This is a genomic window from Pedobacter yulinensis (assembly GCF_003029735.1).
Lineage (GTDB): Bacteria > Bacteroidota > Bacteroidia > Sphingobacteriales > Sphingobacteriaceae > Pedobacter > Pedobacter yulinensis.
Genome location: NZ_KZ686268.1, coordinates 456,112 through 469,882, shown reverse-complemented (window position 1 = coordinate 469,882; position 13,771 = coordinate 456,112). Strand labels below are relative to the sequence as shown.

Sequence of the window (13,771 nt, the reverse complement as noted above, 5' to 3'; positions counted from 1 at the left end):
CTCTTAAAAGCCAGGCGAACGCATTGATGTGCCGGCGTACTCCGATTTTATTAGCCCCCAGATTCCGGCAACACTACACGAACCGTATTTGAATCGTTTAGGCCGGCCGATCAAAGACAATGGATAAGTTTTCATATCCACCCACTCAATTAATCCAAATTTTAATTTTTCTTCGTTATCATTACTAATGAATATTAACGAATTCATCGTGCAGGTGGCACTTCCTGAACATCGTGTATTTGCAGAAGAGATCTGTGATGAGATGGAAGTCTCCGCAAAAGCCAGGGGCACAGGCATTGCAAAACGTTCTCCGGAGTATGTTGCAGGCAAAATGGCAGAAGGAAAAGCTGTCATTGCCTTTCATAAAGATGGAACATGGGCAGGCTTCTGTTATATTGAAACCTGGAGCCACGGGCAGTTTGTTGCCAATTCAGGCCTGATCGTCAATCCTGCTTTCAGGAAGGTCGGTCTTGCGCATGCCATCAAGTACAAAATATTTGAACTTTCCAGGCAGAAATATCCAAAGGCCAAGATCTTCGGCCTTACAACGGGCCTGGCCGTAATGAAGATCAACTCTGACCTTGGCTACGAACCGGTTACCTACTCAGAACTAACCCAGGACGAAGAGTTCTGGAAGGGCTGTCAGAGTTGCGTGAACTTCGAGATCCTGAAGATGAAAGAGCGCAAGAATTGCATGTGTACGGCCATGTTGTATGATCCCGCTACACAGAAGCACGACGCCGCGAAACGTTTTGCCGAAGAGCTGGAGCGTAAACCCAAACTTTACGAGCGTTTTATGCGCATCAAGCAGCGTCTTGTCTTAAAGCCCAAACCGAAAAACCCGGGAATGAAGGTGCTTTTGTTTTTATTTACCTTTTTATTTAAATAGCTGATAATGAAGAAAAAAGTTGTTTTAGCATTCAGCGGGGGGCTCGACACCTCGTTCTGTTGCATTTACCTGGCCCGCGAAAGAGGACTCGAAGTGCATTCGGTCATCGTTAATACGGGCGGCTTCAGCGATGAAGAACTTCAGGAAATTGAAAAACGCGCTTACGCGCTGGGCGTGGCTTCACATGCGGTGGTAGATGAAACAGAAAACTATTACCAGAGCTGCATCAGGTACCTGGTATTTGGAAATGTGCTTAAAAATGCAACTTATCCTTTGTCTGTCAGCGCCGAGCGTGTAAGCCAGGCAACAGCTATTGCCAATTATGTTAAAAAGATCGGCGCAGATTACGTGGCTCATGGGAGTACCGGCGCTGGTAACGACCAGGTTCGTTTTGATATGATTTTCAATATCCTCATTCCAGGAGTCGAGATCATTACGCCGATCCGCGACCTGAAGCTTTCCCGCGAGGCAGAAATCAGCTACCTGCATGAGCATGGAGTTGAATTTAACGCCGAGAAAGCAAAGTACTCGATCAACAAAGGACTTTGGGGCACCTCTGTAGGTGGCAAAGAGACCCTTACCTCACACGATACGCTTCCGGAAGAAGCCTGGCCAACCCAGGTAACCGAAACGGGTTCCAGGCGCCTTGAGCTTACTTTCAGCAAAGGCGAACTGGTGGCCATAGACGGGGAAGAAATGGCCCCGGTTCGGGCTATTCAGAAGCTGCAGGCCCTGGCACAGCCTTTTGGTGTTGGTCGCGATATTCACGTAGGCGATACCATTATCGGCATAAAAGGGCGTGTCGGCTTTGAGGCTGCCGCACCACTGGTCATTATTAAAGCACACCATACGCTGGAGAAACATACGCTCACCAAATGGCAGCTTAGCTGGAAAGAGCAGCTCGCTTCGTTTTACGGCAACTGGCTTCATGAAGGGCAGTTCCACGACCCTGTTATGCGCGATATTGAAGCTTTTCTAAGCAGCACGCAGGAGGTGGTAAGCGGAAAGGTCTTTGTTGAATTGCAACCTTACCGTTTCCAGGTTATCGGCATTGAGTCTGATCACGACCTGATGAGCAACAAATTTGGCAGCTATGGCGAAATGAACAACGCCTGGTCTGGCGAAGATGTAAAAGGATTCTCAAAGATATTTGGTAACCAGGTCATTATCTGGCATAAAGTGAACCAGGAAGATTAGCAAGTAAGGCCTGTCTCAAAGCCGGCCAAACCTGCAGGCTGAAAACCGGGGCTTCGTGTTCCATGTTTCGCCGCATAAAAAGACCAAACCAATGAATAGTTTTGAAAAAATAAAGGTTGGAATTGTAGGGGGTGCCGGATATACAGGCGGCGAACTGCTGCGCATTCTGGTGCACCATCCAAAAGTGGATATCACCTTTGTGCACAGCAACAGCAATGCCGGCAACCCGGTTTATGATGTACATACCGACCTTCTCGGCGATACCGACCTGGTCTTTACCGACCAGCTGTCAGACGAGATCGATGTGTTGTTTCTATGCGTAGGGCACGGCGATGCGAGAAAGTTTCTCGAGGCCAACAGCATCGCGCCGCAGGTCAGGATCATTGATCTGTCGCAGGATTTTCGCCTGCAACAAAACGCGGAACTGCCGGGGCGCAGGTTTATATACGGCCTGCCTGAATTAAACCGTGCCGGCATAACCGCTGCAGAAAATATTGCGAACCCCGGCTGTTTTGCTACGTGTATCCAACTGGCTTTATTGCCGCTGGCGGCTAAAGGGCTGTTGAAAGGCGAACTGCATATCAATGCAACCACCGGCTCGACCGGTGCAGGGCAAAGCCTTTCTGCGACCTCTCATTTCAGCTGGCGGAACAACAACCTTTCGGTATACAAAGCATTTGGCCACCAGCACCTGAATGAGATCGGTGAGAGCATCAGGCAGCTGCAGCCAGGATTTGCAGAGCCCATCAATTTCATCCCGCAGCGCGGCGATTTTACGCGTGGTATCTTAGCCGCGATCTATCTTGATTGTGCGCTGACTGAGCAGGAAGCCATTTCGCTTTACGAAGACTATTATGCCAACCATGCTTTTACCCATGTTAGCCGAAAAAATATAGACCTGAAGCAGGTGGTAAATACGAATAAGGCACTGATCCATGTAGAAAAACATGGTGACAAATTGTTTGTAATCAGTATTATCGATAACCTGCTTAAAGGAGCCAGCGGCCAGGCGGTTCAAAACATGAACCTGTTGTTCGGCCTTGATGAAAAGGAAGGATTGAAACTGAAAGCAGCCGGATTTTAGTCATGGCGATAAGTTATCAGTCTTAAGGGGTAAACAAGATGGCGAAGCACTACGGAGAAACGACAGCCGGGAAAAAGGCACATTTATTCACTTTGTTTGTACATCAAGCGAATGCATTCTTTTTGAACGAAGCAAACTTTGCACGGCCCGGTCAGCGGCGGCGGGCTTCGGCCTCCGTATCTCCTCAAATCGCCAGAGGTTGTAACAGAAATTTACAACCCTATTCGCCGGGACCATGATGTGCCCCCTGGTTTTGCAAACAGGGACGTATACATCCGGATGCCGGAAAGCCCGGACCATATTATGCACCGGGCCAACCAACTTAAAACGTATAGCTTAACATTACAACACGACAAACATGAATTTATTCGACGTATATCCACTCAATGATATTGAAATAACCAAAGCCGCCGGCAGCGCGGTTTGGGATGCCAACGGACAGGAATACCTTGACCTGTATGGGGGTCATGCCGTGATCTCGATCGGACACACGCACCCGCATTATGTGCGCAGGCTGACCGAACAGCTGAACAAGGTCGGCTTCTATTCGAACTCCGTCAAGATTCCCCTGCAACAACAGCTGGCAGAGAAGCTCGGACAGGTTTCGGGCAAGGCCGACTACCAGCTTTTTCTTTGCAACTCTGGTGCAGAAGCCAATGAAAATGCCCTGAAGCTTGCTTCATTTTATAACAACAGGAAAAAGGTGGTCGCCTTTAAAGGCGCATTTCACGGCAGGACATCGCTTGCCGTAGCCGCTACCGACAATCCGAAAATTGTTGCACCTGTTAACCAGACCGACAACATCATTTTTTTGCCGCACAACAATGAAGTGGCGTTAGAAGAAACATTTGCCGCTCAGGGGCATGAGATTGCGGCCGTGATTATTGAAGGGATCCAGGGCGTTGGCGGGATCGTCGAAGCTTCAAAGAGTTTTCTTCAGAAAATCAGATCACTTTGTGACCAGTATGATGCGGTGTACATTGCAGACAGCGTGCAGTGCGGCTATGGCAGGACCGGTCACTTTTATTCGCATGACTATGCGGGTGTGCAGGCCGATGTTTATACCATGGCTAAGGGCATGGGCAACGGGTTCCCGGTAGCAGGCATTTCGATTGCACCAAAATTCAAGCCCTGGCATGGCATGCTCGGTACCACTTTTGGTGGCAACCACCTGGCCTGCGCGGCGGCACTGGCAGTTCTGGAAGTAATTGAACAGGAGAACCTGATCAGCAAGGCGAAGGAAACCGGTGATTACCTGGTCGGCGAATTGAAAAAGATAGCAGGCGTGAACGCCGTTCGCGGCAGGGGCCTGATGATTGGCATTGACCTGCCCGAGGCGCTGAGCCAGGTTAAAAAGAACCTGCTTTTCAAACACCACATTTTTACCGGAGAAGCGAAGCCAAACGTGATCAGGCTGTTGCCTGCTTTGACGCTATCAAAAGAGGAGGCAGACGTTTTTCTCACTGCATTCAAGGCTGAGTTGGCAACACAGGCACAAGCAACGTATTAATCAGCGAAGGCACCAGGGCGAAAGTTTTGGTGCCTTGTTTTTTACCTAATAAAACTATGAAACTATTCTCTTCCGTTCACGACGTTACAGACATCAAACAATTTGTGCAGGATGCACTCGACCTGAAATCAGATCCGCATGCGCATGCCGCATTGGGTAAAAATAAAACGCTTGGTCTTGTGTTCATGAACCCCAGCCTGCGTACCAGGCTGAGCACGCAGAAGGCTGCTCTGAACCTGGGCATGAGCGTGATCGTCATGAACATGGACAAAGAGGGTTGGGCGCTTGAAACACAGGATGGCGTAATTATGAACGGTACAACGGTAGAGCACATTCGGGAGGCAGCTGCGGTCATGGGCCAGTATTGCGACATCCTTGGGTTGAGGTCGTTCCCAAAACTCCAGAGCCGTGATGAAGATTACAGCGAGGACTTCTTTAACAAGTTTGTGCAGTTCTGCGGTGTTCCGGTGATCAGCCTGGAAAGTGCCACACGCCATCCGCTGCAGAGTTTTACAGATTTGATCACCATCAGGGAGACCTGGAAAGGCGCGGGAACACCTAAAGTTGTGCTGGCCTGGGCACCGCATGTAAAAGCCCTGCCGCAGGCCGTACCCAATTCATTTGCCGAATGGATGAGCAAAGCACAGGCAGAAGGTATGGTCGACTTTACCATTGCCCAGCCTGAAGGGTATGAATTGGATGAACAATTTACCGGTGGTGCAAAACTGGTTTATGATCTTGACGCCGCCCTGCGGGGAGCAGATTATGTATATGTTAAAAACTGGAGCAGTTACAAGGATTATGGAAAAGTGCTGCCGGCATCAGGAAACTGGATGCTGACCAATGAGAAGCTCCGACTGACGAACAATGCCGGTGTCATGCACTGCCTGCCGGTAAGACGCGACCTGGAGCTGGCTTCAGAAATCCTGGACGGGCCTAATTCGCTCGTTATCCGCGAAGCAGGCAACCGCCTCTGGGCTGCACAAGCGATACTAAAGAAGATGTTAAGTTAACTTTTGAAGCCGATCATCATGAATAAGGAAAAACTGACCGTGATCAAAATAGGCGGAAACGTCATTGATAATTCTGAAAACCTGCACAATTTTCTTGAAGATTTCCATGCGCTTCCGGGGTTTAAGATCCTGGTGCATGGTGGTGGGAAAGTGGCGACAGACCTGGCCAAGTCGCTTGGCATCGAAGCGACGATGGTCGAGGGCCGGCGGGTAACCGACATTGAAATGCTCCGTATAGTAACCATGGTGTATGCCGGCCTGATCAATAAAAATATGGTTGCCCAGTTGCAGGCGCGGGGGTGTAATGCCATCGGGTTAAGCGGCGCAGACGGAAACGTGATCAAAGCACAGAAACGGCCGGTCAAAGATGTAGACTACGGTTTCGTAGGCGATCTTCACGATGATTCGGTAGCAACCGGAACATTGGAGAGCCTCCTCCGGGCAGGACTTGTACCGGTGTGTTGCGCGATTACACACGATGGCGACAGTCAACTGTTGAATACGAATGCAGATACCATCGCATCTGCCGTGGCGGTAGCCATGTCGCCCGTTTTTGACACCAGCCTGGTCTATTGTTTTGAGAAGAAAGGCGTGCTTCGCGATGTGAATGATGATGACTCTGTGGTCCGCGAGATACGTGCTGAGGAGTTCGAGCAACTTAAACAGGACGGCACGGTAGCCGGCGGTATGATCCCTAAGCTGCACAATGCGTTTGAAGCGATCAGGAAGGGTGTAGAGGCAGTTTACATCGGCAAGGCAGACGAATTGCCAGCACTGCATGCGGCCCGGTTCGGCACCAGAATGGCCCGGTAACTTAGGCGTTGCCAGGCAGCCGGAATAAGCCTCCTGTAAGTCAGCAATGTGCCGGCTGCGTTCCGCACTCCTTGTCTATTGCGCTGCACTGTTCGCCTGTTGCAGACAATAAAATAAAACGTAAAACCCGTCTGGTAACTGCTTGCAGAGCCAGTCACATAAACCTGAACCATGAAGAAAATAGCAATTATTGGAAGCGGCAACATTGGCCTTTCCCTGGCCAGGGGGCTTGTCAAAGCAGACTATGCCCGGGCAGAAGAGATCACGCTCACGCGCCGTAACCTCAGTCACCTTGACGCCTATGCGGCAGAAGGCTTTGTCGTTTCAGCAGATAACGTTGCTGCCGTGGCCAGCGCAGAGGTCGTTATTCTGGCGGTTCTGCCACAGCAGCTCAACCACGTACTGAATGAGATCATTCCGCAGGTCAAGTCGGGGCACCTCTTTATTTCCGTTATATCAGGCGTAAGCTGTGCCGCCATAAAAGCACGGCTGGGCGCCGGGATTCAGGTCATCCGCGCCATGCCCAATACAGCTATTGCTATAGGCCAGTCCATGACCTGCATTGCAAGTGATCATGCCAGCAGTGAGAACCTGGCAGATGTGATCCGGATGTTTGAAACCGTCGGGGCAGTGGTCAAGATCAACGAGGAATTGATGACTTCCGCTACCGCACTTTGCGCCTGCGGCACGGCCTTTTTTCTCAGGGCCATCCGCGCGGCATCGCAGGGTGGCGTGGAGATCGGCTTTCATGCAGATGAAGCGCTTAAAATGGCTGTCCAAACCGCCAAAGGTGCGGCCGATTTGCTTTTATTACACCAAACTCATCCCGAATCAGAGATAGATAAAGTAACTTCGCCCAAGGGATGTACCATAGCAGGGCTCAATGAAATGGAGCACAATGGTTTTAGTTCATCTTTAATTAAAGGCATCAAGCTTTCGGCAGAAAAGGCCGGAAGCCTGTATACCAAGGAATAAACGGTTCCTGACCGGCAGGGGGAACCGAACAACAATATTATGCTGCAAACCATCCAAAAAGAAGCGCTCGACCTGCTGCGCCAGTTGATCCGGATCCAGTCTTTCAGTAAAGAAGAAGACCGTACGGCCAACCTGATCGCGCAATTTCTGCAGGAGCGCGGAGTACCGGTAAACCGGAAACTCAACAATGTCTGGGCTTATAACAAGCATTTTGATGCAGAGAAACCCACCGTGCTGTTGAACTCGCACCACGATACGGTTAAGCCGAATTCCGGCTATACACGCGATCCGTACGATGCTGCAATCGAGGGCGACAAACTGTTCGGCCTCGGAAGCAATGATGCCGGGGGTTGCCTGGTGTCTCTGATTGGCACCTTCCTCTATTTCTACGACCAGGAAGACCTCAGCTACAACCTTTGCCTTGCTGCAACGGCCGAAGAAGAAATTTCCGGCAACAACGGGCTCGAACTGGTGCTGCCTGACCTGGGCGAACTCGAGTTCGGTATTGTAGGCGAACCTACCGAAATGAACCTGGCCATAGCCGAGCGAGGTTTGCTGGTTTTAGACTGCACATCGCTTGGAAAAGCAGGTCATGCGGCGAGAGAAGAAGGTGAAAATGCCATTTACAAAGCGCTCAAAGATATCGACTGGTTCAGGAACTTCCGGTTCCCGAAAGTTTCAGAAGTATTTGGCCCGCTGAAAATGACCGTGACGATCATCAATGCAGGTTCACAGCATAACGTGGTGCCTGCCAACTGCACCTTTACCGTAGATGTGCGCGTAACAGATGCTTACACCAATGAAGAAGTCCTTGAGATTATTCGTGCACATGTAGACTGCGAAGTTAAACCACGCTCCATCCGGCTCAAGCCTTCGTCGATAGATAAGGACCACCCGGTAGTAAAGGCCGGCATTGCTCTTGGCAGAACAACATACGGGTCGCCAACCACCTCAGACCAGGCATTGCTGAGTATTCCCTCGGTGAAAGTCGGGCCCGGTTTCTCGGGCCGGTCGCACATGGCAGATGAATTTATTTATGTAAGTGAGGTTGCAGGCGGAGTTGAAGGATATGTCAATATGTTAAAGCCGGTCATAAACGGCAAATAGATTTTATAAAAATGAAGATCTGGCAAAAGAATACCGACGTAGATAAACTGGTCGAACAATTTACCGTAGGTCAGGACCGTGAAATGGACCTGCTGCTGGCAAAGGCCGATGTACTCGGTTCGCTGGCGCACACGCGAATGCTGGAAAGCATCGGTCTGCTTGAAGCAAAGGAGCTCGAGGCTGTCCAGGCTGAACTTAAGAATATTTACCGGGAAATTGAAGCTGGCAATTTCAGCATTGACCAGGCAGTTGAAGACGTACACTCGCAGGTAGAATGGCTGCTCACGCAGCGTGTGGGCGAAGCAGGAAAAAAGATTCACAGCGGGAGGTCGCGCAATGACCAGGTGCTGGTCGACCTGAAACTTTTCTTCCGCGAAAGCATTGAAGAGATCGTTGGTCTGACCAGCGGACTTTTCGGTCAGCTGCTGCAACTGAGCGAACAGCACAAAGATAAGCTGTTGCCTGGATATACCCATTTGCAGATTGCTATGCCATCCTCATTTGGCCTGTGGTTCGGCGCTTACGCCGAAAGCCTGGTAGACGATATGGAAGTGATGCTTGCAGCCTGGAAAGTTTGCAATAAAAATCCGCTTGGTTCTGCCGCCGGTTATGGCTCATCATTCCCGCTAAACAGGACCATGACCACCAGCCTGCTGGGATTTGGCCAGTTAAACCACAACGTGGTCTACGCGCAGATGGGCAGGGGCAAGACCGAACGGATCCTGGCGCAAGCGATGTCGTCTGTTGCAGCAACCCTGGCTAAGATGGCTATGGACATCTGTCTGTTTATCAATCAAAACTTCGGCTTTATCAGCTTTCCGGCAGAACTGACCACCGGTTCCAGCATCATGCCGCACAAGAAAAATCCCGATGTATTTGAACTGGTCCGTTCGCGCTGCAATAAAATTCAGGCGCTGCCGAATGAGATAGCATTGATGACCACCAATTTGCCTTCGGGTTACCACCGGGATCTGCAGCTATTGAAAGAAAATCTCTTCCCGGCTATTAGCAGCCTGAAAGAGTGCCTTGAGATTACCAGCTTTATGCTGAACCACATCGAGATCAAAGAACAGATTCTTGACGATGCAAAATACAGCTATCTGTTCAGCGTTGAGGTAGTAAACGAGCTTGCCTTACAGGGCGTACCATTCCGCGAAGCTTACAAGCAGGTTGGCGAAAGTATTGAAAACGGTACGTTTAAACCGGCCATGAAATTAAACCATACCCATGAAGGCAGCATCGGGAACTTACAAAATGAACAGATTGGACAGATGATGAAGGAGGTACTTGGCCAATTTAAATTTAGTGAGGTGCATGCCGCGCTTCAGGACCTGATAAAATAAGAGAGACATATGAAAAGATATCTTGTTGCGGTTTTCTTGCTGCTGGCCCTGCAGGCGGCCGCCCAAAAAAAACCTTTTTCGTTGCGTGTAATGAGCTACAACATTCACCATGCAAACCCGCCGTCGAAACCTGATTCGATAGACCTCGAAGCCATTGCCCGCGTTATAGCCGCGCAGAAGCCAGACGTCGTTGCCTTACAGGAAGTTGATGTCAGAACAGGGCGGTCGGGAAAGATCGATGAGGCCGCGCTGCTGGCGTCAAACCTCAAAATGCATGTTTACTTCGCCAAAGGGATTGACCATGATGGTGGTGACTATGGTGTAGCTATTTTATCTAAATATCCTTTCGCCAAAACAGAAAAACATGCTTTGCCGCACAATGACGACCCGAAAGCTGAGCCAAGGGTGCTGGCACTGACAGAAATCCGCCTGCCCGGCAAAAGAACGATTCTATTTGCTTGCACCCATCTTGATGCGCAGCGCAACCATGAAAACCGGGTCATGCAGGTGAAGGCCATCAACACATTGCTCAAAGACCAAAAGCTTCCGGTCGTGCTGGCCGGAGATCTGAACGCCGAACCCGGGTCAGAACCCATCAACTTACTTGACGAGGTCTTTACACGCAGTTGTACTGATTGTGCGCCAACCATCCCGGTGGTCAACCCGCGTAAAACGATAGACCATATTGCATTTGTAAAGAACAACAAGATCAGTGTCAGGTCGCACGACGTGATTGCAGAGTCTTATGCCTCAGATCATTTACCGGTGGTTTCTGTCCTGACCATTCCATAGATCTGGCGGCCATGCCGTGAAACGGGCGCAGCGCTGGTTCAAATTTTGTATCTTTCAAACATTCAAACCAGAAAGTATGAACGTTTCAGTACTCGCCAGCACCCTGATCGGGTCTGAGATCATCAAGATCGGAAATGAGGTAAACGACATGAAGCGCCAGGGCGCCGATATTGCCAACCTAACCATCGGCGACTTTGATCCCGAGATCTACCCGATCCCGGTGGCTCTCGAGCAGGAAATTGTTGCGGCCTATGGCGAGCATCAAACCAATTACCCGCCTGCTGACGGCATTTTGCCACTTCGGCAAACGGTTCAAAATCTACTAAAAGAGCGGTACCGCCTTGATTATGAGCCCGGGCAGATTCTGATAGCGGGTGGCTCGCGGCCGCTTATCTATGCTACCTACCTGGCCCTGCTTGACCCGGGAGATAAGGTAATTTATCCGGCGCCCTCCTGGAACAATAACCACTACTGCCATTTAACCGGAGCAGCTGGTATTGACATTGTTACCACACCAGAGACGAACTTCATGCCTGATGCCGCGCAGATAAGGCCGCATCTTAAGGGTGCCACGCTCCTGGCATTGTGCTCACCGCTGAACCCTACAGGCACGATGTTCGGCGAATCTCAATTGCGGGAAATTGCGGGGCTGGTACTTGAAGAAAACAAGTTGCGCGGGGCCGGCGAGAAGCCACTTTATATTCTTTACGACCAGATTTATTCTCTGCTGACTTTCGGGCGGAAGCATGTTGATCCGGTTACGCTTTACCCTGAACTAAAACCATATACGATCTATATTGACGGCATATCGAAGTGTCTGGCCGCTACCGGTGTACGTGTGGGCTGGGCTTTCGGTCCGGAAGAGGTCGTTTCAAAAATGAAGGCAATTCTCGGACATGTCGGAGCCTGGGCACCGAAGGCCGAGCAGGTTGCCGCAGCCAGGTTTTTTGCGGAGGCCGGCCAGGTCGACACCTTTTTGTCACTTTTTAAGCTGAAGATACAGGAGTCGCTCAATGCATTGTTTGAAGGGTTCCAGGATCTGAAAAAAGCCGGGCTAAGGGTTGATGCTGTGGAACCAATGGGAGCCATTTACCTGACCATTAAACTGGACTACATTGGCGCCACAACACCAGAAGGGTCGGTGCTGAAAACTAGTGCCGACGTCAATTTCTACCTGATACGTCAGGCACAGGCAGCGTTTGTTCCCTTTTCGGCATTCGGGAACGCCGAAGATATGCCCTGGTTTCGGGCATCTGTCGGGGCTTGTACTTTAGACGATATCCGGCAAATGTTACCCAGGATCGGCACTGCGTTGAAACAGCTTCGTTTTGACCAGTAAACGGATAACCGGGTAAAACAGAGTTCGAGTCCTGCAAAGTTGGTAACTTTTGTAAAGTTACCAACTTTAAGTTAAAAAATCAATCGCTTCATGAAAATTACGATTTGAATTCGCTCGTTTTGTGGAAATCGATGTCAGGATAATCTTGTTTTGTCAGATTGATCATGTAGTCGTTGTCGGCAAGGTAAGCAGGGTTCCCCTCTTTGTCTATGCCAATGTGCTGCTGCTTCCGTTTCAGAAATTCCTCCAGCTTTTTCCGGTCTGATGAAGTAACCCAGCTTGACCTGCTGTAAGTCAGGGTACGAAAACGGCATTTGGCACCGTATTCATGCTCCAGACGGAAGTTGATTACCTCAAACTGCAATTCGCCCACCGCACCGATTACTTTCCGGTTGCCGGGCTGCATGACAAACAATTGGGCCACGCCTTCGTCGGTCAGCTGCTCAATGCCTTTTTCGAGTTGTTTGGTGCGCATCGGGTCCATGTTTTCGACCTCTTTAAAGATTGAAGGTGAAAAGCTGGGAATGCCTTTGAATTGAAGTTTCTCTCCTTCAGTCAGTGTGTCGCCAATTTTGAAATTGCCGCTGTCGTATAGCCCCACCACATCGCCCGGCCAGGCCTCATCTACTATACTTTTTTCATTTGCCATGAAATCCATCGGGTTGGCAAATTTCAGCTTTTTATCCTGGCGGGTATGGTAGTAAAATTTGTTTCGCTCAAACTTCCCGGAACAGATGCGCAAAAAGGCTATCCGGTCGCGATGCTTGGGGTCAAGGTTTGCATGTATTTTGAAGACAAAGCCCGTAAAATTCTTTTCACTTACCCCCACGATCCGCTCCTCGGCCGGGCGGTCTTTGGGGCTCGGAGCAATGTCGATAAATGTATCAAGCAGTTCCTTGATGCCGAAATTATTAATGGCGCTTCCAAAAAAAACGGGTGCCAGCAGGCCTTCGGCATACAGGTTCTGATCAATCGTTCCGTAAATTCCTTCCACCAGTTCCAGGTCGTCTTTCAGGGTGCTGACCTCCTTTTCGCGCAGGTGCTGCTGCAATGCAGGGTCGTCAAGATCCCGGGCCTGAACCACAGACTCTGCTACTTTCGTTTTGTCTGGCTGAAAAAGATTCAGGTGGCTGTTATAGATGCTGTATACACCTTTAAATGTATGGCCCTGGCCAATTGGCCAGGATAGTGGGCACAGGCTGATGTTCAGCTTTTCTTCAATCTCATCGAGCAGGTCAAACGGATCTTTACCCTCGCGGTCCATTTTATTAATGAAGATGATAACTGGGGTGTTCCGCATGCGGCATACAGACATCAGCTTTTCCGTCTGCTCTTCCACTCCTTTTACACAGTCGACGACCAGGATCACGCTGTCTACTGCCGATAAGGTCCGATAAGTGTCTTCAGCGAAATCCTTGTGACCGGGTGTATCTAGAATATTGATCCGTTTACCACTGTACTCAAAACCCATCACTGATGTGGCTACCGAAATACCGCGCTGCTTCTCAATCTCCATAAAATCAGAAGTATTGCTTTGGTTTGCTTTGTTCCGCTTTACAGCGCCCGCAGTATTGATTGCACCACCAAACAGGAGAAATTTCTCAGTAAGCGTCGTCTTTCCCGCATCGGGGTGACTGATAATGGCAAAAGTTTTTCGTTTTTCTATTTCCGGATTGACCATGTTGAAGACTAGGAGACTCAATGAAAGC

General features: G+C 49.9%; 12 protein-coding genes. 11 read left to right on the top strand and 1 reads right to left on the bottom strand.

Annotation, left to right across the window (positions count from 1 at the left end):
- The first annotated feature begins 187 nt into the window (after window positions 1-187).
- The 11 genes from C7T94_RS02060 (at window position 188) to C7T94_RS02010 (ending at window position 12,062) form a co-directional block, all read left to right on the top strand.
- Entirely contained in the window at window positions 188-889 is a 702-nt protein-coding gene (locus tag C7T94_RS02060; RefSeq protein WP_107213163.1) for an N-acetyltransferase, read from the top strand.
- Between the two features lie 6 nt (window positions 890-895).
- Window positions 896-2,086: an argininosuccinate synthase gene (locus C7T94_RS02055; protein ID WP_107213161.1), complete on the top strand. Its 1,191-nt coding sequence runs from the start codon at window positions 896-898 to the stop codon at window positions 2,084-2,086.
- A gap of 91 nt (window positions 2,087-2,177) precedes the next feature.
- Window positions 2,178-3,170, top strand: coding sequence for an N-acetyl-gamma-glutamyl-phosphate reductase (argC, locus tag C7T94_RS02050; RefSeq protein WP_107213159.1), 993 nt, complete (start codon window positions 2,178-2,180; stop codon window positions 3,168-3,170).
- Between the two features lie 358 nt (window positions 3,171-3,528).
- Entirely contained in the window at window positions 3,529-4,680 is a 1,152-nt protein-coding gene (locus tag C7T94_RS02045) for an aspartate aminotransferase family protein (RefSeq protein WP_107213157.1), read from the top strand.
- Between the two features lie 56 nt (window positions 4,681-4,736).
- On the top strand, window positions 4,737-5,693 hold the full coding sequence (locus tag C7T94_RS02040; RefSeq protein WP_107213155.1) for a Rossmann-fold NAD(P)-binding domain-containing protein: 957 nt from the start codon (window positions 4,737-4,739) through the stop codon (window positions 5,691-5,693).
- Window positions 5,694-5,711: 18 nt separating this feature from the next.
- Window positions 5,712-6,506 (top strand): acetylglutamate kinase, encoded by a 795-nt coding sequence (argB, locus tag C7T94_RS02035; protein WP_107213153.1) that lies wholly within the window; start codon window positions 5,712-5,714, stop codon window positions 6,504-6,506.
- Between the two features lie 171 nt (window positions 6,507-6,677).
- Window positions 6,678-7,481 (top strand): pyrroline-5-carboxylate reductase, encoded by an 804-nt coding sequence (proC, locus tag C7T94_RS02030; RefSeq protein WP_107213151.1) that lies wholly within the window; start codon window positions 6,678-6,680, stop codon window positions 7,479-7,481.
- A 39-nt stretch (window positions 7,482-7,520) separates the two neighbouring features.
- Window positions 7,521-8,588, top strand: a complete 1,068-nt coding sequence (locus tag C7T94_RS02025; RefSeq protein ID WP_107213149.1) for a M20 family metallo-hydrolase — start codon at window positions 7,521-7,523, stop codon at window positions 8,586-8,588.
- Between the two features lie 11 nt (window positions 8,589-8,599).
- Entirely contained in the window at window positions 8,600-9,931 is a 1,332-nt protein-coding gene (argH, locus tag C7T94_RS02020) for an argininosuccinate lyase (RefSeq protein ID WP_107213147.1), read from the top strand.
- A gap of 9 nt (window positions 9,932-9,940) precedes the next feature.
- Window positions 9,941-10,723 (top strand): endonuclease/exonuclease/phosphatase family protein, encoded by a 783-nt coding sequence (locus C7T94_RS02015; RefSeq protein WP_204353190.1) that lies wholly within the window; start codon window positions 9,941-9,943, stop codon window positions 10,721-10,723.
- A 76-nt stretch (window positions 10,724-10,799) separates the two neighbouring features.
- Window positions 10,800-12,062, top strand: coding sequence for a pyridoxal phosphate-dependent aminotransferase (locus C7T94_RS02010; RefSeq protein WP_107213145.1), 1,263 nt, complete (start codon window positions 10,800-10,802; stop codon window positions 12,060-12,062).
- A gap of 97 nt (window positions 12,063-12,159) precedes the next feature.
- Here the strand turns inward: C7T94_RS02010 and C7T94_RS02005 are convergent, their stop codons facing one another.
- On the bottom strand, window positions 12,160-13,743 hold the full coding sequence (locus tag C7T94_RS02005; protein ID WP_107213143.1) for a peptide chain release factor 3: 1,584 nt from the start codon (window positions 13,741-13,743) through the stop codon (window positions 12,160-12,162).
- Window positions 13,744-13,771: the final 28 nt, after the last annotated feature.